The 20,834-nt window shown below is 64.0% G+C and carries 18 protein-coding genes; 7 read left to right on the top strand and 11 right to left on the bottom strand.

The window, feature by feature from the left end; all coding sequences use genetic code 11:
- Positions 1–72: 72 nt before the first annotated feature.
- The 3 genes from ACOOE1_RS02355 to parC all read left to right on the top strand — a co-directional run bounded on the left by ACOOE1_RS02355 (position 73) and on the right by parC (position 3,955).
- A complete protein-coding gene (locus ACOOE1_RS02355; RefSeq protein ID WP_420404738.1) occupies positions 73–906 on the top strand; it encodes an ion transporter in 834 nt (277 codons plus the stop codon).
- A complete protein-coding gene (recO, locus tag ACOOE1_RS02360; protein ID WP_420404739.1) occupies positions 893–1,642 on the top strand; it encodes a DNA repair protein RecO in 750 nt (249 codons plus the stop codon). Before ACOOE1_RS02355 ends, recO begins: the two co-directional genes overlap by 14 nt.
- A gap of 102 nt (positions 1,643–1,744) precedes the next feature.
- Entirely contained in the window at positions 1,745–3,955 is a 2,211-nt protein-coding gene (gene parC / locus ACOOE1_RS02365; protein ID WP_420404740.1) for a DNA topoisomerase IV subunit A, read from the top strand.
- 129 nt (positions 3,956–4,084) lie between these two features.
- Here the strand turns inward: parC and ACOOE1_RS02370 are convergent, their stop codons facing one another.
- The 3 genes from ACOOE1_RS02370 to motA all read right to left on the bottom strand — a co-directional run bounded on the left by ACOOE1_RS02370 (position 4,085) and on the right by motA (position 6,834).
- On the bottom strand, positions 4,085–4,813 hold the full coding sequence (locus ACOOE1_RS02370; protein ID WP_420404741.1) for an arginyltransferase: 729 nt from the start codon (positions 4,811–4,813) through the stop codon (positions 4,085–4,087).
- A 10-nt stretch (positions 4,814–4,823) separates the two neighbouring features.
- A complete protein-coding gene (locus tag ACOOE1_RS02375; RefSeq protein ID WP_420404742.1) occupies positions 4,824–5,891 on the bottom strand; it encodes a flagellar motor protein MotB in 1,068 nt (355 codons plus the stop codon).
- 82 nt (positions 5,892–5,973) lie between these two features.
- Entirely contained in the window at positions 5,974–6,834 is an 861-nt protein-coding gene (gene motA / locus ACOOE1_RS02380; protein WP_420404743.1) for a flagellar motor stator protein MotA, read from the bottom strand.
- A gap of 203 nt (positions 6,835–7,037) precedes the next feature.
- Here motA and ACOOE1_RS02385 point away from each other — a divergent pair, with 203 nt between their 5' ends.
- Positions 7,038–7,514: a flavin reductase family protein gene (locus ACOOE1_RS02385; protein ID WP_420404744.1), complete on the top strand. Its 477-nt coding sequence runs from the start codon at positions 7,038–7,040 to the stop codon at positions 7,512–7,514.
- Between the two features lie 2 nt (positions 7,515–7,516).
- On the opposite strand, the gene ACOOE1_RS02390 is transcribed toward ACOOE1_RS02385, so the two are convergent.
- Positions 7,517–8,755 carry a threonine ammonia-lyase gene (locus ACOOE1_RS02390; protein ID WP_420404745.1) on the bottom strand — a complete coding sequence of 413 codons (1,239 nt, stop codon included), beginning with the start codon at positions 8,753–8,755 and terminating at the stop codon, positions 7,517–7,519.
- Between the two features lie 198 nt (positions 8,756–8,953).
- On the opposite strand from ACOOE1_RS02390, the gene ACOOE1_RS02395 reads away from it, so the two are divergent.
- Positions 8,954–9,571 (top strand): outer membrane protein, encoded by a 618-nt coding sequence (locus tag ACOOE1_RS02395; protein WP_420404746.1) that lies wholly within the window; start codon positions 8,954–8,956, stop codon positions 9,569–9,571.
- Positions 9,572–9,577: 6 nt separating this feature from the next.
- Here the strand turns inward: ACOOE1_RS02395 and ACOOE1_RS02400 are convergent, their stop codons facing one another.
- The 5 genes from ACOOE1_RS02400 to ACOOE1_RS02420 all read right to left on the bottom strand — a co-directional run bounded on the left by ACOOE1_RS02400 (position 9,578) and on the right by ACOOE1_RS02420 (position 15,775).
- Positions 9,578–11,995 carry a penicillin acylase family protein gene (locus ACOOE1_RS02400; protein WP_420404747.1) on the bottom strand — a complete coding sequence of 806 codons (2,418 nt, stop codon included), beginning with the start codon at positions 11,993–11,995 and terminating at the stop codon, positions 9,578–9,580.
- A 37-nt stretch (positions 11,996–12,032) separates the two neighbouring features.
- The gene (locus tag ACOOE1_RS02405) at positions 12,033–13,562 is read right to left on the bottom strand and encodes an aldehyde dehydrogenase family protein (protein ID WP_420404748.1); all 1,530 of its coding nucleotides are present in this window, start codon (positions 13,560–13,562) and stop codon (positions 12,033–12,035) included.
- Positions 13,559–14,713, bottom strand: coding sequence for a CaiB/BaiF CoA transferase family protein (locus ACOOE1_RS02410; RefSeq protein ID WP_420404749.1), 1,155 nt, complete (start codon positions 14,711–14,713; stop codon positions 13,559–13,561). The genes ACOOE1_RS02405 and ACOOE1_RS02410 overlap by 4 nt, the downstream gene beginning before the upstream one ends.
- Before the next feature lie 92 nt (positions 14,714–14,805).
- Entirely contained in the window at positions 14,806–15,276 is a 471-nt protein-coding gene (locus ACOOE1_RS02415; protein WP_420404750.1) for a CopD family protein, read from the bottom strand.
- Between the two features lie 31 nt (positions 15,277–15,307).
- Complete coding sequence (locus ACOOE1_RS02420) at positions 15,308–15,775, bottom strand: GNAT family N-acetyltransferase (RefSeq protein ID WP_420404751.1); 468 nt, start codon at positions 15,773–15,775, stop codon at positions 15,308–15,310.
- Between the two features lie 125 nt (positions 15,776–15,900).
- On the opposite strand from ACOOE1_RS02420, the gene ACOOE1_RS02425 reads away from it, so the two are divergent.
- The gene (locus ACOOE1_RS02425) at positions 15,901–16,803 is read left to right on the top strand and encodes an alpha/beta fold hydrolase (protein ID WP_420404752.1); all 903 of its coding nucleotides are present in this window, start codon (positions 15,901–15,903) and stop codon (positions 16,801–16,803) included.
- The gene (locus ACOOE1_RS02430) at positions 16,793–17,773 is read left to right on the top strand and encodes a YheT family hydrolase (RefSeq protein ID WP_420404753.1); all 981 of its coding nucleotides are present in this window, start codon (positions 16,793–16,795) and stop codon (positions 17,771–17,773) included. The genes ACOOE1_RS02425 and ACOOE1_RS02430 overlap by 11 nt, the downstream gene beginning before the upstream one ends.
- A gap of 164 nt (positions 17,774–17,937) precedes the next feature.
- Here ACOOE1_RS02430 and ACOOE1_RS02435 read toward each other — a convergent pair whose 3' ends face one another.
- The gene (locus ACOOE1_RS02435; protein ID WP_420404754.1) at positions 17,938–19,533 is read right to left on the bottom strand and encodes a S8 family peptidase; all 1,596 of its coding nucleotides are present in this window, start codon (positions 19,531–19,533) and stop codon (positions 17,938–17,940) included.
- Between the two features lie 108 nt (positions 19,534–19,641).
- On the bottom strand, positions 19,642–20,691 hold the full coding sequence (gene hemB, locus ACOOE1_RS02440) for a porphobilinogen synthase (RefSeq protein ID WP_420404755.1): 1,050 nt from the start codon (positions 20,689–20,691) through the stop codon (positions 19,642–19,644).
- Positions 20,692–20,834 lie beyond the last annotated feature (143 nt).

Below are 20,834 nucleotides of genomic sequence, written 5' to 3' on the forward strand. Positions count from 1 at the left end.
GGTTGTCATGCGCGGTCATTTATGCCCGACTGGAGCGTGCAATGATCTTCCCTCTGCAAAAGGTATTTCGCCTTGGATAGCCTGCGGACCCGGGTCTGGCGCGAACTTGACGTCGAGGCGCGGCCAGGGCAGCCGATTTCGATCAGCAACAAGGTGGTCATGGTGGCCATCGTTCTGTCTGTGGCCGCGGTCGTACTCGAGAGCGAGCCGACCGTACGTGCGCTCTCGCCGGATTTTTTCCTGATCCTTGAATACGGTTTCGGCTGCCTTTTTGTCGCGGAATACCTCGCGCGGGTCTGGTGCAAGGCGGAGCGGCGCGAATTCTCGGGACCGTTCGGGCGTCTGAAATACATGCTCACCCCGGTCGCACTGATCGACCTGATGGCCATCCTGCCCTTCCTGTTGCAGTGGGCGGCGGTTCCGGTCGCCGGTCCCTATTTCTACATCCTGCGTCTGCTGCGCGTGCTGCGTCTGTTGACCCTTGCCCGTGCCGGCCCGTTCACCTCGGCGGCCCGGGAGGTTTGGGAAAGCATCACCGAGCGGCGCCATGAGCTTTTCTTCACGAGCATGATCGCCTTCGCGATGATGATCGGGGCCGCCGCTTTGCTCTACGTAGCCGAACGCGATGTGCAGCCCGAGGCTTTCGGCAGTATCCCGAGGGCCATGTGGTGGGCGATAGCGACTCTGACGACGGTCGGCTACGGCGACGTCTATCCCCTCACCACGATGGGCAAGATTTTCGCTGGGCTGATTTCCCTCTCCGGTGTCGGGCTGGTCGCGATGCCGGCGGGAATCTTCGCGTCCGCGCTGTCCAATGCCTACCAGGAACGCAAGGCGCACAGGCAGCACGAGGCCGCCGTGCGGCACCCGGGCGAGAACGAAAGGCACGGCGGTGGAATGGACTGATTCCGGCATTGTCCTCTCGGTCCGCCCGCATGGCGAAACCGGAGCGATCGCCGTTCTCATGACGGAAGAGCACGGGCGTCACGCCGGACTCGTACGTGGCGGAACCTCCTCGAAACAGAAAGGCGTGCTGCAGCCGGGAAACGCCGTGCTGGCGACCTGGCGCGCACGGCTGGCGGAACAGCTTGGCAGCTTTACCCTCGAACTGGCGGCGAGCCACGCCGCGGTACATTTCGACGATCCGCTGAAGCTGTCGGGGCTGACGGCAGCCTGTGCGGTGGCGGACCGGGCACTGCCGGAGCGCGAGCCGCATCCCGCGATCCATGCCGGCCTGCTGGCCCTGATCGGGGCGATGGAGAACGAGGAACTCGGCGACCTCTGGATCGCGGTCTATGTGCGATGGGAACTCGGGTTGCTCGCGGAACTGGGATACGGGCTGGATCTCTCCGCCTGCGCCGCGACCGGCGGGAACGACGATCTCGCCTATGTCAGCCCGCGTACCGGCCGGGCGGTTTCGCTCTCTGCCGGCGAGCCCTACCGCGACCGCTTGCTGCCGATGCCGGATTTCCTGATCGGGCGCGGCGGCGGCGATATGGCGGATCTGCTGAAGGGCCTCGATCTCACCGGGCATTTTCTCGAGAAAAATCTCTTCAATACCCAGGGCGAGCAGAATCCCGCCGCGCGCACGCGCTTCCGCGAGCGGATCGAAGGCCGCGCCGAGTCCGATACGATGGGGTGAAAACCGCCGGAATCTGGCTCTCCGGGATTCTCTTCCCTTGGAAGGGCTGACCCGCTCGAATACAATATCTCGCGTATCGTTAGATGAAGGTCCACAAGATCCATGCTGCCTGACATTCGGGAAACCCCGCTCGGCGATGCGTTGAGCGAACGTTACCTCGCTTATGCCCTCTCCACGATCATGGCGCGCTCGCTGCCGGACGTTCGTGACGGCCTGAAGCCGGTGCACCGCCGCCTGCTCTTTGCGATGCGCCAGCTCCGGCTCTCGCCGGACGAGGCCTTCAAGAAGTCGGCCCGTGTCGTCGGCGACGTCATGGGTAAATTCCACCCGCATGGCGATGCGGCGATCTATGACGCGATGGTGCGACTGGCGCAGGATTTCGCGGTTCGCTATCCGCTGGTCGACGGTCAGGGCAATTTCGGCAATATCGACGGTGATAACGCGGCGGCCATGCGCTACACCGAAGCGCGAATGACCGAGGTCGCGGAGCTGCTCTTGCGCGGAATCGACGAGGACACGGTCGATTTCCGCCAGACCTATGACGGCGAGGGTAGCGAGCCGGTGGTGCTGCCGGCAGCCTTTCCGAACCTGCTGGCGAACGGGTCTCAGGGCATTGCGGTCGGCATGGCGACGAATATTCCGCCGCACAATGTCGAGGAGTTGTGTGACGCGCTGCTGCATCTGATCAAGCATCCCGAGGCGCGCATGGAGACCCTGGTCGACATGATTCCGGGGCCGGACTTCCCGACCGGTGGCATTCTCGTCGAGGACCGGGCGCAGGTCATCGAGGCGTATCGGACGGGCCGTGGAAGCTTCCGCTTGCGTGCCAGGTACGAGGTCGAACCGCTGAAGAACGGCACCTGGCAGATCGTCATCACCGAGATCCCCTACCAGGTACAGAAGTCGCGCCTGATCGAGCGGATCGCGGAGCTGTTGCAGGCCCGCAAACTGACCATGCTCGGTGACATCCTCGACGAGTCCGCCGCCGACGTGCGGGTCGTGATCGAGCCGAAAAGCCGGAACGTCGATCCCGAAGTGCTGATGGAAAGCCTCTATCGGCAGACCGATCTAGAGATCAAGTTCAACTTGAACCTCAATGTGCTCGATGCAGAGCAGACGCCGCGCGTCATGTCTTTGCCGGAAACCCTGAAGGCCTTCCTCGATCACCGGCACGAGGTGCTGGTGCGGCGTTCGAGGCATCGTCTGGGCAAGATCGAGGACCGGCTCGAGGTGCTCGGCGGTTACCTGATCGCCTATCTCAATATCGACGAGGTGATCCGCATCATCCGCGAGGAGGATCATCCGAAGGACGAGATGATGACGCGCTTCGAGCTGACCGAGCGTCAGGCCGAGGCGATTCTCAACATGCGGCTGCGCAGCCTGCGCAAGCTGGAAGAGATCGAGATCCGCAAGGAATTCGAGGAGCTGACAGCCGAGAAGTCGGAGATCGAGGCTCTGCTCGCCGACGAGGGGCTGCGCTGGAAGGCGGTCTCGAGCGAGATTTCCGAGATCCGCCGCAACTTCGCCAAATCCACGGATCTCGGCCGCCGCCGGACCGAAGTCGGCGCTCCGCCGGCGGACGTGGTGATCCCGATGGAAGCCATCATCGAACGCGAGCCGATCACGGTCATCTGCTCCGAAAAGGGCTGGGTCCGCGCCATGAAGGGCCATATCGCGGACGATACCGACCTGAAATTCAAGGAAGGCGACGAGGGCAAGTTCCTGGTCCGTGCCGAGACCACGGACAAGATCCTGATCTTCGCCAGCGACGGACGCTTCTTTACGGTCGCGGCGGACAAGCTGCCGAAAGGCCGAGGCCATGGCGAACCGCTGCGCCTGATGATCGATCTTGGCAACGAGGAGGATATCGTCGCCATCCTGCCGCATCGCCAGGGACAGCGCCTGCTCCTTGCGTCCTCCGACGGACGCGGTTTCATCGTTAACAGCGACGACGTCATCGCGCAGAAGAAGGCGGGGAAACAGGTGCTCAATCCCGGCAGTGGCGCGAAAGCGCAGGTCTGCCTGCCGGTCGCGGGCGACCTGATCGCCGTGGTCGGCACCAACCGCAAGCTGCTCGTCTTCGAGACCTCCGAAGTGCCCGAGATGGCGCGCGGCAAGGGCGTGATCCTGCAGCGCTATCGCGACGGAAAGCTCGGCGACATCACCTTCCTCAAGGCAGAGGAAGGGCTTTCCTGGAGCCTGCAAGGTGGCCGGACGCGGACCGAGACGGACCTTACGACCTGGCGCGGCAAACGCGCCGGTGCCGGCAAGATGCCGCCGACCGGATTCCCGCGTCCCGCACGGTTTACGTGAGCGCAGACCGTACGGAGTGGTTGCGCGCCGCCGTCCCGGACGACACGCCGCGCTTCGCCGAACGGGAAAGCCCCGTGCATCCGGGCATTTCAATTTCGATATGAAAGAGGCGCACGCGGGGCCGGCGGTCTACTCCGTCGGGCTCGCCTCGACCCAGCCCTCCGGCGTCAGCAGTTCATAGGGCCGGTATTTCGTCTTGTAGGCCATCTTGCGGCAGTCCGGAATCCAGTAGCCGAGATAGACGTAGTCCAGCTCGCGCGCGGCGGCGCGCTGCACCAGATCGAGCACCATGTAGGTGCCGAAGCCACGGGTCGCGTCGTCCGTGTCGAAGTAGCTGTAAACGGCGGAAAGGCCGTCGGCCTGCTCGTCCACCAGCATGATCGCCATCAGCTTTTGTGCCGCGTCGCGATACTCGATCAGATAGGTCTCGATCGGCGAGCGCTCGATCATCTCGGCATAGTCGGCGAAATCCATCATCGCCATCTCGCCGTCGCCGTGCCGGCCCTGCTGGTAGGTGTGGAACAGCGCGAACTGCTCTCGCGTGGCGATCGCCTGGACCGGCCGCGCGATCAGGTCCGCGTTGCGTTTCAGCAGTTTGCGGAAGGTCCGGGACCAGCGGAAATCGGCCGTCCGGACGCGGACCGGGTGGCAGGCATTGCAGCCGGGACAGGCCGGCCTGTAGGTCAGATGCTGGGTGCGGCGAAACCCTGCCTTTGCCAGAGAGTCGTGCGCATGCTGGCCGCGCCGGCTCGAAATGTCCGCAATCAGCCGGCGCTCCGTTCTGCCCGGCAGATAGGGGCAGGGCATCGGCAGCGTGTGAAAGAAGGCCAGCGGGCGGGCTCTGAGACTGTTGAACATCGGCTAAAGGTCAGCCTCCGGATCTGACCGGCGGCAAGGCCGAGCCGTTGTCCGGCAGGAGTGTCGGCAGAGTGGTCTCGGTCGGCTGTACCACCGGTTCCTGAGGTCGTCCGGCCGCCGCGGCGCTGGCCGCCTGATCGCTGAAATCGGTCCGCAGCAGAACGATGCTGATCCGACGGTTGCTGGGCGCTGTGGGGTCGTTCGGCTCGATCGGATCGGTGTCCGCCATACCGACGACCTGGGCCACGCGCTCGCCCGGGATTCCGTTCGAAATCAGCGCGCGGCGGCTCGAGAGCGCGCGATCGGCGGACAGTTCCCAGTTGGTATAGGTAGCCCCCGGCGGAAACGGTCGCGAGTCGGTGTGACCGGAGATTTTGATCTTGTTGGGCAGCTTGGCGATGATTTCGGAGACTTTCGCCAGCAGCTTGCGGGTTTGCTCGAACATGTCGGCGCTGCCGAGGGGGAAGAGGGCGGTCTTCTCCTGGTCGAGCAGCTGGATGCGCAGCCCCTCCGGCGACTGGTCGATCTGCAGGCCGCCATCCTCGACCATCTTCTGGATTTCCTGGTCTTCGGACTCTTCGATCGCCTTGCGCAGCATCTGCTCCGCCGCCTTGAACTGGGCCGCTTCGCGTTCCTCGAGCAGCTTCTCCAGGTCCTCGGCGCTGATCAGGCCCTCCGCATCGTCCTCGCTGCCGAGGCGGGATTCGATGTTCTCGGGGTCGTCGGAATCGGGATCGGTCGATTCCGTGCGCTCCGCCTGCGGGCGCGCCACCTGGGGCGTGGAGATCATGGGTGGCGAGGATGCCGACTTCAGGGCACCGGGAACCGTGATAGACGTCCCGCCGAGCACGCCGCCTGAGCCGCTTCGCGTCGAGCGCGAGATCGCCGTCGGGTCGAAATAGTTGGAAATGCCCATCTTCTGCTCTTCGGTGGTCGCGTTGAGCAGCCAGAGGAGCAGGAAGAAGGCCATCATCGCGGTCACGAAGTCGGCATAGGCCACTTTCCAGGCGCCGCCATGGTGTCCGCCATGACCACCCTTCTTGACCTTCTTGATGACTATGCTGGCGTGGTTGTCCAAGCTCTCGTGTTCCCGATTGGCCGGCGGGCGAAATCAATTCGCGCCGCCTTGATTGCGTTCTGCATGCCCATATCGGTCCGTACTAGACCGGCGGCAAGGCTGCGACGGCCTCCTCGACTTCGAAGAAGGACGGACGATCCTTGGACAACAGCGTCTTGCGGGCGAATTCGACGGAGACGGCCGGCGCATAACCGGAGACATGGGCCAGAAGTCCCGCCTTTATGCATCCCAGATATTTCGCGTCGGCTTCGAACGTCCGGCCCATCGTGGCCGCCAGCGGGCTTACGAAACCGTAGGCGAGGAGGATGCCGAGGAAAGTGCCGACGAGGGCGCCGCCGATCAGCTTACCGAGTACCTCGGGAGGTTCGGTGATCGAGCCCATGGTCTTGATGATGCCAAGCACGGCCGCGACAATCCCGAGCGCGGGAAACCCGTCACCCATGGTCTGGTAGGCGCCAGCGACCGCGGCGTCTTCCGCGTGGTGGGTTTCAAGCTCTTCATCGAGCAGGTCGGCAAGTTCGTGCGGGTTGTCGGTCCCGAGCGTCATCATGCGGAGATAATCGCAAAGGAATTCCAGCGCATGGTGGTCCGACGAGAATTTTGGAAAGGCCTGAAATAGCGAACTCTCCTCCGGTCTCTCGATATGGGATTCGATCGCGAGCATGCCTTTCGTCTTTGCGAGCTTGAAGATCGCGTACATCAGACTGAGCAGCTCGAGATAATCGTCCTTGGAGTATTTCGGCCCCTTCAGCGCGGCCCCGAAACCGCGGCCGGCCTGGCCGAGGACGTGTTTGGGATTGGCGCAAATGAACGCGCCGACGCCGGCGCCCCCGATGATGACGAGTTCGAACGGCTGCCAGAGCGGTCCCAGCTTGCCGCCCATCGCCATATATCCGCCGATCACACAGACAGTGACGACGACCCACCCGACGATCACCAGCATGTAATTCTCCGCGCGGTTAGGATTCCTGAACGTATATCGAGAAACACCAAAGCGTAATATCTCTCAAATTTCGGTATTTTGTAAACAACAAGGGGTAAACATTTGATTTACGGTGCGGATTGCGCAATGTCACCGGGAGGGCTGCAGGCGGTCACGAGGAACCGCCGATGCTGCATTCGACCGTTTTGGAACCGGGGAGCGCAATGTCCGTAAATGCCGAACACTTCCGGGATGTAGTGGGACGATTTGCCAGCGGCGTGACCGTCGTGACCACCGCGAACGACGCCGGGTATGCCGGATTCACTGCCAGTTCCTTCTCCTCGGTCTCGCTCGATCCGCCGCTCGTGCTGGTTTGTCTCGGGCGTGACGCCGCCTGTCATGATGCGTTCGTCGGCGGAACGGGCTTTGCCGTGAATATCCTGGCGGCGTCCCAGGCGGAAATCTCGGTCCGCTTCAGCTCCGATGTCGGCGACCGGTTCGAGGGCGTGCCGCACGAAACCTGGGTGACGGGTGCTCCGGTCCTCGACGGCGTGCTGGCCGCGATCGATTGTCGACTGCATGCGGTGCATGAAGGTGGAGATCACTCGATCCTGGTCGGCCGGGTCGAGCGGCTCGGGCCGGTCGCGGCCGACGCCGAACCGCTGCTCTATTACAGAGGGGCCTACCAGATCCTCGGCTAGCGTCAGAGCGGGGCCTGTTCCATCGCCATGTTGCTCATCACCCGGGTTTTCAGCCCGGCTTCGTTGAGCGCGGCGACGATTTCCAGCACATGGTCCGGATTCCGGGTTTCGATCAGCACTTCCAGTTCGGCCTTCTTGATCGGCACGTCCTGGAACATGCGCTGGTGGTGGACCTCGACGATGTTCGCGCTCGCCCCGCCGATCACGGCGGCGACCCGGGCGAGGGTGCCGGGCTGGTCGGAGATGTCGATGCGCAACCGGGCGAGGCGGCCGTGGCGCGAGAGACCTCGGAGCAGCACCGTCGCCAGCATCCGCTGGTCGATATTGCCGCCGCAGATCACGGTCCCGACCTTTCGGCCGGCGAAACGCTCCGGTGCCTTCAGGATGGCCGCGATCCCGGCCGCGCCGGCGCCTTCGGCGACCAGGTTCTGATGTTCGGCGCAGCCGTTCACCGCACGCTCGATCTCCACCTCTCCGACCAGAATGATGTCCTCGACGAGCGCGCGGCAGATTTCGATCGTCAGTTTTCCCGGCGTCTTCACGGCGATACCCTCGGCGAGGGTCTCGCCGCCGGAACTCGGCGGAAGGCCGCGCAGGGCCTCGTACATCGAAGGATACTGTTCGGTCTGCACGCCGACGATCTCGATCGCGGGATTTAAGTGCTTGGCCGCGATGGAGATGCCGGAAATCAGGCCGCCACCGCCGATCGGCACCACAAGCGTGTCGAGATGCGGCATGTCGCGCATCAGTTCCAGCCCGGCGGTGCCCTGTCCGGCGATGATCAGCGGATCGTCATAGGGATGGATCAGGACATAGCCGTGTTCGGCGATCAGTTCCTCGACCTTTTCGCGGCTCTCGGCAAGTGTGGCGCCGTGCTGCACGACAGTGGCGCCGAAGTTGCGGGTCTTCTCCACCTTGGTGAACGGCGTGGCCGCCGGCATGACGATGGTCGAGCGGATGCCGAGTTGCGTCGCGTGATAGGCGACACCCTGGGCATGGTTGCCGGCCGACATGGCGATCACGCCGCGTGCGCGCTCCTCTTCCGAGAGACTGGCGAGCTTTACGTAGGCGCCGCGTGCCTTGAAGGAGCCGGTCTGCTGCAGACTTTCCAGTTTCAGGGAAAGTTCAACGCCGAGCGCCTCGCCGAGGGAGGGAGCGTCGATCGCCGGCGTCCGCAGGATTTTCCCGGCAAGGTTTTTTTCGGCCTTTTCAATGTCTTCGAAGGAGACGGGTAACCCCATATCGCTGCTCCTGATGGCGTGGCCCCGATCTTGCCTGAGATTCGGATCACGGAGTCCTGTTCACGTGACGCTGATTTGGATTTCCGCATTTGCTAGAGCATGCTAAGAGTCCGGGCAAGCGGGGAGGCGAAATTCGGCGCCGTTCACGGGAGAATTAAGGGGCTCACCGGGAACGCAGTGTTGTTGGAGGGACTAGAAATGTCCTGCCTTGACCGTATTCTGACGTGTGCTGTGCTGAGCTCCGTGATCGGGGTATGGGCGACTCCGTCCTTTTCCCAGTCAACCACGCCCAAAGCCGGCAGTGAGCCCCATAGATCCTGGTATTTCCTCGGCGCCGAGACCGACCGCAACGGACTGGTCGAATCCGACACGACATTCGGGACGAACGACCCGGATCGCCGCAGCCTCGACGAATACCGCGCGGGTGAGCGTTACACCTTTTCCTTCCGCTATTCGGATCTCGGGGAACCCACGGGCCAGATCGGACTGGGGCGCGGACCCGATCCGTACGGCAGCGGCGATGTCCTCTCGATCTATTTCGATCATGCCTTCGATCCTGTCGCGGACAGCGGCGTGCGTCCGCACATGATCGCGGGTGTGGGGCTTGCCTACAGCACCGGTCTCGACCGTCAGGACGAACTGTCGCCTGCCTTCGAACTCGGGTTCGGTGCCTCTTATTCGATCGATGAAAACTGGGATTTCTTCACGGAGTACCGCGCCTTCTATACCGGGCACGCGGAACAGCGCTTGCGTTCGCAGGACGATATTTCCGGTTTCACGCAGAACTTCATGCTCGGCGCACGCCTGCGTTTCTAGGGCGTCTTATTCCGGTTTGAGAACGAGAGTCCGGCTGCCGGGCATCGGGCGTGGCCCGAGCGCGCGATAGCGCCCGTCGGCCCAAGGCGCGGCCAGATCCTGATAATGTTCCGAGAACGGGTTGCCGGACTGCCCGAAGGCCGTGCTGAAGTGCGAGGCATCGAGATCCGAGAGGTCGTAGACCGCCCGGAAACCGGCACCATGGACGTGCGGGAAACTGAAATCGCCGTCCGAGATCCGCTGGCTCGGGCTGCCGCGGTTGACCGAATAATCGCCGCCGTCCGTCGCGGGATCGGCACCGAGCAGGTCGCGGAGGACCGGAACGCGTGACCAGAGCAGGTGCCGGAATTCGGCGACGTGGGTCCGTCCCCAGAGCCATGCGGACTGATCCGTTCCATATTTCGCCGTCAGCCGTGTCACGGTCTCCTCGAGGCTCTTCCGGATGGCGCTTTCGCAGGGTTCGACGATATCCGTGCGAATGTCGTCGCACCATTCGGGGGCCTCGGTCAGGACGGCGTCGAACATGTGCGGGCGGATGCGGCGATAGTTCCCGAGCAGGTGTCCGAGTTCGTCGCCGAAGATCTCCCGGTGCAGCAGCGTCGTCCAGAGCGTGTAGATGAGCGGCTCCGGCCGGTTCCGGTTCATGCGGGTGTCCCAGGCGCGGAGACGCCCGACCGCTTCGGAGGCGGCGGCATCCAGCGCGGAAGACTCCAGGCGTGGAAGCAGCAGGTCCAGCACCAGCGGAACGTCCAGGGAGAGCTGGTCCATCTGCAGCGCGCGCTGCTGGTCCCTGTTCGCCTGCGCTCCCATCGCCTCGATCGACGCACGGATGCGCTCCGCCCGGAACGGCGCCTCGAACTCGCGGCCGAGCTGCAGTTCCGGATCTCGCGGCGGGATCCGGTCATTCGCCTGGATGACGAAGCCCTCCGGCGGGTTGACGAAACGGGGCAGGCGGAACCGCTCGACCCAGCCGGTCCAGTCGCCGTGCGCGCGCACCCCGTCCGCCGGCATGAAGCCGTCACCGTTCCGCCGTTCCGGGAACCGGCCGGCGAGGGTTAGCGCGATGTTTCCCTCCGTGTCGGCGAGCGTGACGTTCTGCGCCGGGCTCGAGAAATCAGACAGGATATCGAGCGCTTCGGGAACGGAACCTGCAGCGCCGAGTGCAAGGAACGCCTCCGCAGTCCGCTCGTCCGAGGCAAAGGATGGCGCGGCGAGAGCAAGAACCGCCTTGTCGTCCGTGCGTCCGGCCGGGCTCCAGATATCGGATATCACCGGGCCATGGCGGGTTGAACGGAAGGTCTCCGTCACCTCTCTCGAACCGATCCGGAAATGTTCCTCGCGGGTCTCGAAGACCCGGCTCCCGTCCGGCGCGAGATAGCGCCCGGGATCGGCGGGATCGAGCTGCTCGATATAGAGGTCCTGGCTGTCGGCATGCGGAGTCGTGAAACCCCAGGCGATGTTCCCGTTGTGGCCGAGCGCCAGGAACGGCACGCCAGGCACGGTGCCGCCGGCGCGCAGGCCGTCCGGCGTTTCGATACGTGCGAGATACCAGAGATTCGGATTTGTGAGTCTCAGATGCGGATCGCTCGCGAGCAGCGGCTTGCCGCTCTCGGTCCGCGCACCGGCGATCGCCCAGGCGTTCGAGGCACCCTGGGGGGCGAGGGCCGCTGGCAGGGCGGCGGCGAAGCGGATTGCGCGATCGAGCATGTCCGGGGCGATCAGGCCCTGTTTGAATCCGCTCTCGGGTTCCAGCAACTCACCCGCCTGACGAAAGAGAAAGGCGATCTGTCCCGGCTCGAGCCCCGCCTCGGCCATGCGCAGCCGTGTCAGTTCGTCCGCCCAGTTGCTGCCGAGCTGGAAGGCCATGAGTTGCTGCCAGACGAGACTGTCCGCCGGACGCCAGGGCTCGGGTTCGTGGAACAGGGCGATGAATTCCGGCGGCAGGGGGCCGTCGCGGGACTCGAGGAAGGCGTTCACCCCGGCGGCATAGCGCTCGAGAGCGCTCTTCAGTTCCGGCGTGGCGCGCGCATATGCCGCTTCGGCGCGGTGATAGAAGCCGAGGCCACGGGTGAAACGGTCGAAGGGGAAGACCTGCTCGCCAAGGGTTTCCGACAGATTGCCGACAATCTCAGCGAAGCGTCCGGCACCGATCCGGCGCATCGATTCCATTTGCCAGAGCCGGTCCTGGGCATGGACGAATCCGAGCGCGAAATACCCATCCTCCAGCGAGCCGGCGCGGATCAGAGGCACGCCCGCATCGTCGCGGGAGATGTCGACAGGCCCATAGAGGCCGGGGAGACGTTTTTCGCCCTCGGTCTGCGGTAACGAACCGCCGAGCCAGATCAGGAACCCGGCGGCCGCGAAGTTGAGACCGAGAACCGCGAGGACGACGCCGATGGCAAGACGTTTCACCCATCTCGGCATCGGCTTCCCCCGGTTCCTGTCTTTGACCGCGAGGCGGTCAGGTCTTGTTGAAGATGATGGTCTTCTTCTTGGTGAAGTGCTCCAGCATCGCTTCCAGCGTTGCTTCCTTGCCGATGCCCGACTGCTTGATGCCGCCATAGGAGAGGCCCGGCTGCACCACGAGGTTCTGGTTCACCTGCACGAAGCCGGCCTGCAGCTTCTCGGTGAAGGTCAGCGCCGCCTTCAGGTCATTGGTCCAGACCGTCGCGGCGAGGCCGTAGTCGCTGTCGTTTGCTGCGGCCAGCACCTCCTCCTCGTCGGTCCATTTCAGGACGCAGGTGACCGGGCCGAAGATCTCCTCACGGGCGAGCTTGCTGTCGTTGGTCATGCCGAGGAAGACGACCGGGCGGACGAACAGACCGTCCTTGAATTTCGGGTCGGTCGGCATGGCGGAGCATTCGACCGCTTCCGCGCCTTTCTCGCCCTTGCCGTGGTCGATATAGGCCTTCACCTTGGCGAACTGTTCCGGCGAGATGATCGTGCCGATATCGGTCTTCTCGTCGAGCGGATCGCCCATCACCATGGCATCGACCTTCTCGCGCAACCTGGCGACGAATTCGTCATGCACGTCGGCATGCACGAACATGCGGCTGGCGGCGGTGCAGCTCTGGCCCTGGCGGGTGAAGCGCATGCCGGTGACGGCGCCGCCGATGGCCTTGTCGATGTCGGCATCCTTCATCACGATCATCGGGCTCTTGCCGCCGAGTTCCAGCGTGACCGGGATCAGCTTCTCGGCCGCGGTCTTGTAGACGATCTTGCCGGTCTCGACGGAGCCGGTGAAGGTCACCTTGCCGACCTTCGGATGGGCGACCAGCGGGGCGCCGCATTCCGGGCCGAAGCCGGAGAGCATGTTGAAGGCGCCGGCCGGCAGCACCGAGGCAAGGATCTGGCAGACCCGCAGGACGGTCAGCGGCGCTTCCTCGGCGGATTTCACCACGACGGTGTTGCCCGCGACCAGAGCCGGGGCGATCTTCAGCGCCATCAGCAGCAGAGGCACGTTCCACGGGATGATCGCGCCGACGACGCCGATCGGCTCGCGCACCGTGATGGTCAGCATCTCCGGGTGATGCGGCACGGTCTCGCCCTTCAGCTCGGAAGCGAGGCCGGCATGGAAGAGGAAGGCGTCGGCGAGGATCGAGGCCTCGACGCGGCTCTCGGTCCTGAGTGCCTTGCCGGTCTCGAGCGCGATCAGGCGTCCGAGCTCCTCGACATGGTCCTGCAACACCTCGCCGCATTTGTGGATCAGCGCGCCTCTGTCGCGGGCCCGCATCGCGGCCCAGTCCGTCTGTGCCGCCGCGGCATTCTCGACAGCCGCGTTCACGTCCTCGGCGTCGCCCTCGGCGCCGAAACCGATGACGGTGCCGGTCGCCGGGTCGATTACCTCGAAGCTCTTGCCGGACCTGGCCGGCACCAGCTTGCCGCCGATCAGGTGGCGGCCCGACAGCGCCTTCGCCAGCGCGTAGGGATCGGTGTTCGGGGTCAGAGGCGGTTCGCTCGAGAAATCGAGATCGGTGCGCATCAGGTTCATAGTCCCAGCTCCTTCAGAATGCGCTCGCGGTCCTGGTCGAGGTTCGGCGCGGGCACACGGGTGTTCGGGTCGTCGAACGCGGTCAGCTTGATCGGGTTGCCGACGATCTTCATCACCCCGGTCACCGGGTCCTCGACTTCGACGATCATGTTGCGGGCGGCGGCCTGCGGATGCTCCGCCGCCTGGCCGACATTGTTGATCGGGCCGTTCGGCACGCCCGCTTCATCCATAATTGCGCCCCAGTGGGCGGTGGTGTTGGTTCCGAGTATCGCCTCGATCTCGATCTTCAGATGCGCCTGGTGCTGGCTCCGGAGATCGTTGGTCGCATAGCGCTCGTCCGTTTTCCATTCCGGTTTGCCGAGGGCGTCGGCCATCTTGTGGAACAGTCCGTCATTACCGGCGGCAATGATGATGTAGCCGTCCTGGGTCTCGAACGCCTCGAAGGGCGTGATCGAGGGATGGCGGGCGCCGAGCGGACCCGGCGCGGTGCCGCTGACGAAATAGCGCATGATGGCGTTTTCCAGCAGCGCAAGCTGACAGTCGAACATGGAGATGTCGATCTTGGTCGCCTCGCCGGTGGCGCCCCGGTGGACGAGCGCGGACATCGCGCCGATCGCGGCATAGAGGCCGGAGCCGATATCGCCGATCGAGGTGCCGATGCGGGTCGGCGGCGCGCCCTCGTGGCCGGTGATGCTCATGATCCCGCCCATGCCCTGGACGACCATGTCATAGGCCGGGCGGTACATGTCGGGGCCGGAATGGCCGAAGCCGGAGGCGGAGACGTAGATCAGCTTCGGGAACTTCTCGTGCAGCCGCTCCCAGCCGAAGCCGAGCTTCTCCATGGTGCCGGGCCGGAAGTTCTCGACGATCAGGTCGGCCTTCTCCAGCAGCTTGTCCAGGATCGCCTTGTCGCCTTCTTCCTTCAGGTTGAGCGCGATGCTTTCCTTGCCCCGGTTGACGGACTGGAAATAGGCCGACTTGCCGTTGATGAAGGGGCCGTAATGGCGGGCGTCGTCGCCGCTCTCCGGCGTCTCCACCTTGATCACCCGGGCGCCGAGCTCGGCCATCATCATCGTGCAATAGGGCCCTGCGAGGATCCGCGAGAGATCGACCACCGTCACCCCGGAAAGGGGGCCTCCTGACGCTGCCATGCGCTTAAGTCCTTCTTTATTTCGTTACCGGTTCAGCGGGCGATTTGTACGGGATGGCGCCGGGACGGGCAAGCCGCAGCCCGGCATGAATGCTATCCCCAATAGCGACCGGTCGCCCCGATGATGATGGTTATCCAGCCGAGCCCGAGATTGGTCGCGACGATCATGCGGATGCGATTCAGCCGCGCCCCCGCCGCCGGGAAGTCCTCCTCATCGACGAAGCGGCGGAATTTGCTCCATTCCGCGAACCAGAGATGCGCGAAGAGCGCCATCATCAGTAGACCGGTCAGGTTCATGATATGGACATGGAGGCCGACCGCGCCGAAACCGCCATATTCCATGAAGATCATCCAGTAGCCGCTGCCGAGCAACAGCACGATCTCGATGATGACGTAGCGGAAGAAGCGGGCGAAGACCGCGCGCCAGAGGCGGAGCCGGTCGGGCGCATGCTCCAGCGTGCCCATGGAGGGGCGGAGTACGGAATAGGCGAAGAACATGCCGCCGACCCAGATCACCGCCGAAACGATGTGGATGGCGAGCGCGACGATCATCGTATAGGGCATTTCTCACTCCGCTTCGTTTCAGTCAGGCGGTTCAGCTTTGCGGCGTTTCGCGCTGGTAGAGGATGAAGGGCGTCTTGGTCGCGATGCGGTCATAGGCCGAGCGGCCGCGATAGTTGAATTCCTGCGTCAGCCAGCGGACCATCGCCCAGCCATTGTCCTGCGCCATCTTGTCCATCGCCGCGAAGAGCGCCTCGAACACGCCCTTGCCGCGCGCTTGCGGATCGACGAAAAGGTCGTCGAGAAAGCCGCACTCGGCGCCGGAAAGCGGGCGCGGCATGGCACGGATATGGGCGAGCCCGATCGCCCTGCCGTCCGCATCCTCGGCGATCAGGCAGTTCAGCACATGCGCCGGATCGTGCAGCCAGCCCCAGACCCTGTCCGCGATCTCGTCCGTCATCGGCACCTTGTAGAAAGCGGCATAGCCGTCATAGAGACGGCGCCAGTCCTCCCTGTGCCGCTGCTCGGCCCGAACCACCCGGACCTTTTCCGCGTTGGACATTGTCAGTCCTCCCAATGCTCCTGACGGCGGACCTTAGCAGTATCGAACCCGCGGGCAAGGGGCTCCATACTTGACGTGGCTTCGACCGTTGGGAATATGTCGCGGGACATCCGAAAGGCCATCGCATGAGACCGGACCAGGGGAGTTTTCCCTTCAAGGACGATCACGGCACCATCTGGCTCGCCTTCACCGACTGGGGAGGCCGCGCATTGCCGCGTTCGCTGATCTGCGCCCACGGCCTGACCCGGCAGGGCCGTGATTTCGACGCCTTCGCCCGCATCGTCAGCCGGGATATCCGCTGCATCGAGATCGACGTCGCCGGGCGCGGGCGGAGCGGCTGGCTCGCCAACAAGGACGGCTACAATTTCGAAACCTATCTGCGTCATGCCGACGGGCTGCTGAATTATCGCGGGCTGACCGAGGTCGAATGGCTTGGTACTTCGATGGGCGGGATCATCGGCATGCTGCTGGCGGCGCGCGAAGACGGGCCGATCAAGCGTCTGATCCTGAACGATGTCGGCCCGTTCATTCCGAAAGCGGCGCTGGAGCGGATCGGCGAGTACGTGAAGGACCCGCCGGTTTTCGAGAACCTGAACGCCGCCGCGGCCTATCTGCGCGAGACGCTCACCGGTTTCGGCGACATTTCCGACGCCGACTGGTCGGAGATGACGCAGCACAGCGTCGTGCGCGAGCCGGACGGAACCTACCGGATGCATTACGATCCGGCGATCGGCAACGCCTTCGACGGGCCGCTCGAGGATGTCGATCTCTGGGCGGTCTACGATGCCATCGAATGCCCGACCCTGGTGCTGCGCGGCGCGGATTCGGACCTCCTGACGCGGGAGACCGCTGAGGAGATGACGGAGCGGGGCCCCAAGGCGGACCTGATCGAGTTCGAGGGCTGCGGTCACGCGCCGGCGCTGATGGACGAGGTGCAGATCGCCGCGGTCCACGAATGGCTGATGCAGTTCGAACCGGTCGGGGACGGCGACGAAACCGAAGACGGCGCTGCGCCCGATGCTTCCTGACAATCCGGCCTATCCGCCGTTTCGCGCGGCCATGCCCTGGGCCGGCGCGCATCTGCAGACCCTGCGCAGTTTCATTGCAGGAGGCACCCCCAGTATCGGTTCGGTGCGCTCCGAGCGCCTGTCTTTCCCGATGGAGGACGGCAGCGGGGACCGGTTGAGTGGCAGTCTCGAGGAACCTTCATCGCCTCTGGAAGAGGCGCCGCTCGTCGTCGTCATTCACGGACTGACCGGCTGCGAGGACAGTTTCCACGTCCGCGATGCGGCGCGCTGTTTCGTTGCCGCCGGGCTGCGAGTTCTGCGTCTCAATCTCCGCGGCGCCGGTCCGACGCGGGTGGACTGTACGCGTTCCTATCATGCCGGACGAACGGCGGATCTCGATGCGGTGCTGACGCAGCTCGCGGCGTCGGGCGTGGCCGCACGCTTCGTGCTCTACGGCGTCTCGCTCGGCGGCAACATGATGCTGAAATATCTGGGGGAACGGGCGCGTCCGCACGTCGCGGCGGCGGTTTCGGTCTCGGCGCCGATCGATCTCGCCCGGACCTCGGAGCGCTTCATCCAGCCGCGCAACCGTCTCTACCACAACTGGCTGCTGAAGAGCATGAAGCGCGAAGCGCTGGCGACTCCGGGCCTCTCGGCAGACGAGCAGGCGGCCGTCCGCAGTGCGCGCACCACAGTCGAATTCGACGAGCGGCATATCGCCGCCCGGAACGGATTCGAGGGCGCGCGGGACTATTACGCGAAGAGTTCGGCCAAGGGGTTCCTCGGCGGGATCTCGGCGCCGACGCTGGTCGTCCACGCGCTGAACGACCCCTGGATCCCGGGCGGGATCTATCTCGATGTCGACTGGGCGGCCAACCCGCGCCTGACCCCTTTGCTGCCGCTCGACGGCGGCCATGTCGGGTTCCACGACGGGGGCAGCTGGCACCTGCGCATGGCGGAGCGGTTTCTGGAAGAGACGGGTATCTTGTGAAAGCCGGGACCCGTCTTGCCGCGGCATTGAATGAGGTTTTGAAACGGGGGCTGGGCGACTGAAAGAAAGGGAGCATCTTCTCCACACCGGCGGTTTCGAAGATGCTCAGGCGAAGCGAACTTTTTAGGGTTCGCCGTGCAGGGAGGCTTGCCTCCCTAGGGGAATCATTTGGGTGGGCAGCGGCTTACCGCTTCCTCCAGTCTCAACATTGGCGTGTCGCTGTCGCTCTTCGCCGTCGAGGATTCAAGGCAGTTGACGATTTCCGCGCCGGAATAGCCGGGGCGGACCAGCGAGAAGAGGATGTGACCGCCGGCACAATAGGGGGAGGCCATCGAAGTGCCGCTCATCGTGCCGTAGGCGATGTCCGAGACCTGGTTGTTTTCGTCCTTGGCGACTGTGCTGAAGACATCCACACCGGGGCACGAAATATGTCCCTTCTCATTTGAAAAACCAGCGCGATTGCCGGTCCGGTCATGAGCCTCAACGATAACGCCGTTGAAGGAGCGTCCGGTTTTGCGTGCTTCGATCGCGGCCCAGTTGAACGGACTGGCGAAACGGGCATCGATCGGGTCGGAGAGCCCGCTGCTGTCGTTGCCGGCTGCCGAGTAGATCACCTTGTTGTTCGCGGTCGCGAGTTCGAGGATAGACAGCATGAACACACCCTGTTGGGTAACCAGGCCCCGCCAGGTGCCCGAATCCGGCGCATCGGGATTGATTCCGAAATTCGGTCCCCAGTTGTATCCGAGGCTTAGGTTGAAGACCTTCACGTCGTCCTGTGATTCCACGAACTGAAGCAGCGACCGGAGAATCTCGCTGAAACGGACGAGGAAACGCACGACATTGCCTCCGGTCGCGTCATCGACGAAAAATTCGCCCGAGCGCGGCCGGATGAAACAGTTTGGTACGACTCCCTTGATCCCCTTTGAATTGTTGTGCCGGGCGCAAGCGATTCCGGCGACATGGTTGCCGTGATCGTTTATGGGTGTCGCTCGCGGAATTCCCATGAAGACAAGGTCTTCATGCCGGTTGAAGCCGGCGTCCATCACGCCGATGACGGCTCCATCGAGGGCGCCGGGCATGCTCCATATCCGGTCGGCCTCGACATCGCCCATACCCCAGTCGACAATTTCACTCGTTGCGCCGGGATTCGCCAGGACGACATCGGCTGGCGTCAGGAGGTTCGTGACCCGTTTGTCGCGCAAGAGCAGGTCTGGGGTCGCGCTCTTTACCCTGGGATCCGCGGCAAAGGCTTCCGCCGATGACGTCAGTCCGCGGAGAAGTGCGTCATTGGCATGGTTGTCGCCGAGCCTGGTTGCGAAATAGTGAGACAAATCGGTTTCGACCAGGACCGAACCGAGGCTTGGAAATGTCTTGACGACGCTTGCATTGAATTTTTTCAGAAGCGCCTGGATTTCGCTCGATGTCGTGTTCGGCTCCAGCATGAGCAACATGGAATTCGGCACTGCGATCGGAACGTCCTCGGTAGCGTTCGTACTAGCCGTTTCCGAACCCTTGACGGACCAGGGGTCGTCAAGCTTATCAGGCGGAACCTTGAAGGACTTCAGGTCCTGCTTCTCGTAGATTTCGAGGCTCGTCTTTTCGGATTGTTGCGTCGAAAGACGTTCCAAGGCCGATTGCGTTTCCTGAGACGGCAAGATCGAGTTGCCCCAAGCGGGGCCGCTGAGTGCAACCAGTGAGAGGGCTGCCGTCGCCAGACCCAGCAGCTCGAACTTTCTTCCGATTCTCGCGATATGAGTCATTTGATTTGCACCTCCGCAAGGATTGACCCGGGATTGGGTTCCTGCGGTTGTGCTGCGGGGTGCGTTATTTCTCCGTTATGTTGTGTGAGGCGTGCGGAATAGTAACCTTCATCCCGCCTTAAGCCGCTGCGCGACCTCGACCGCGAAATAGGTCAGGACGCCGTCCGCGCCGGCCCGTTTGAAGCCGAGCAGGCTCTCTATCATCGCCCGCTCCCGGTCGATCCAGCCGTTCAGGCCGGCTGCCGAGATCATCGCGTATTCGCCGCTCACCTGGTAGGCGTAGGTCGGCATCGAGAAGGTGTCCTTCGCGCGCCGCACGATGTCGAGATAGGGCATGCCCGGCTTGACCATGACCATGTCGGCGCCCTCGGCGATGTCGAGCGCCAGTTCGCGGATCGCTTCGTCGCTGTTCGCGGGGTCCATCTGGTAGGTCGACTTGCTCGCCTTGCCGAGCGTGCCGGAGGAGCCGACCGCGTCCCGGAACGGGCCGTAGAAGGCGGAGGCGTATTTCGCCGAATAGGCCATGATCTGCACGTTCTGGAAGCCGTCCGCGTCGAGCGCCCGGCGGATCGCGCCGATGCGGCCGTCCATCATGTCGGACGGCGCGATGATGTCGCAGCCGGCGCGGGCCTGGGCGAGCGCCTGGCGGACCAGGATCTCGACGCTCTCGTCGTTCAGGATCCGGTCGTCTTCCAGCACGCCGTCATGGCCGTGACTGGTATAGGGATCCAGCGCGACGTCGCACATCACGCCGATGTCCGGCACGTCCTTCTTGATCGCGCGCACCGCCTCGCAGACCAGATTGTCGTCGCGCTCGGAATAGCTGCCTGTCGGATCTTTCAACTCGGGCTCGGTGAAGGGGAAGAGGGCGACCGCCGGGATACCGAGAGCGCGCGCCTCGGAGACGACTTCGGCGATCCTGTCCACGGAATAGCGCTTCACCCCCGGCATCGATTCGACCGGCTCCTCGAGGCCGTGGCCGACGCGCACGAAGACCGGCCAGATCAGGTCGTCGACCGAAAGCCGGTTCTCGGCGACGAGACGGCGCGACCAGTCGGTCTGCCGGTTGCGGCGCATGCGGATCGTCGGGAAGCCCGGCGCCATGCTCGTGCTGCTCTGCTGTGCGGCGGCATGCGGGGCGGTTCCGTTCAGGGGCATTGATCTCTGCCTTGTTCTTGTCACCAGCGGGCGATTCTCTCCGGTCCGATGTTAAAGCGGAGCCGGTCCGGTGAAAAGACACCGCTTGTCGCAGCCGGGGCACGGGCATTGAACGCGACAATTTGCCCCCCTATGATCCGCCG

The organism is Nisaea sp. (genome assembly GCF_965216895.1).
Taxonomy (GTDB): domain Bacteria; phylum Pseudomonadota; class Alphaproteobacteria; order Thalassobaculales; family Thalassobaculaceae; genus Nisaea.

Excerpts from the sequence above, each read along its gene's own strand:
- parC (WP_420404740.1), top strand. The coding sequence starts at position 1,745 with ATGCTGCCTGACATTCGGGAAACCCCGCTCGGCGATGCGTTGAGCGAA.
- ACOOE1_RS02370 (WP_420404741.1), bottom strand. The coding sequence starts at position 4,813 with ATGTTCAACAGTCTCAGAGCCCGCCCGCTGGCCTTCTTTCACACGCTG.
- motA (WP_420404743.1), bottom strand. The coding sequence starts at position 6,834 with ATGCTGGTGATCGTCGGGTGGGTCGTCGTCACTGTCTGTGTGATCGGC.
- ACOOE1_RS02385 (WP_420404744.1), top strand. The coding sequence starts at position 7,038 with ATGTCCGTAAATGCCGAACACTTCCGGGATGTAGTGGGACGATTTGCC.
- ACOOE1_RS02390 (WP_420404745.1), bottom strand. The coding sequence starts at position 8,755 with ATGGGGTTACCCGTCTCCTTCGAAGACATTGAAAAGGCCGAAAAAAAC.
- ACOOE1_RS02395 (WP_420404746.1), top strand. The coding sequence starts at position 8,954 with ATGTCCTGCCTTGACCGTATTCTGACGTGTGCTGTGCTGAGCTCCGTG.
- ACOOE1_RS02400 (WP_420404747.1), bottom strand. The coding sequence starts at position 11,995 with ATGCCGAGATGGGTGAAACGTCTTGCCATCGGCGTCGTCCTCGCGGTT.
- ACOOE1_RS02405 (WP_420404748.1), bottom strand. The coding sequence starts at position 13,562 with ATGAACCTGATGCGCACCGATCTCGATTTCTCGAGCGAACCGCCTCTG.
- ACOOE1_RS02410 (WP_420404749.1), bottom strand. The coding sequence starts at position 14,713 with ATGGCAGCGTCAGGAGGCCCCCTTTCCGGGGTGACGGTGGTCGATCTC.
- ACOOE1_RS02415 (WP_420404750.1), bottom strand. The coding sequence starts at position 15,276 with ATGCCCTATACGATGATCGTCGCGCTCGCCATCCACATCGTTTCGGCG.
- ACOOE1_RS02420 (WP_420404751.1), bottom strand. The coding sequence starts at position 15,775 with ATGTCCAACGCGGAAAAGGTCCGGGTGGTTCGGGCCGAGCAGCGGCAC.
- ACOOE1_RS02425 (WP_420404752.1), top strand. The coding sequence starts at position 15,901 with ATGAGACCGGACCAGGGGAGTTTTCCCTTCAAGGACGATCACGGCACC.
- ACOOE1_RS02430 (WP_420404753.1), top strand. The coding sequence starts at position 16,793 with ATGCTTCCTGACAATCCGGCCTATCCGCCGTTTCGCGCGGCCATGCCC.
- ACOOE1_RS02435 (WP_420404754.1), bottom strand. The coding sequence starts at position 19,533 with ATGACTCATATCGCGAGAATCGGAAGAAAGTTCGAGCTGCTGGGTCTG.
- hemB (WP_420404755.1), bottom strand. The coding sequence starts at position 20,691 with ATGCCCCTGAACGGAACCGCCCCGCATGCCGCCGCACAGCAGAGCAGC.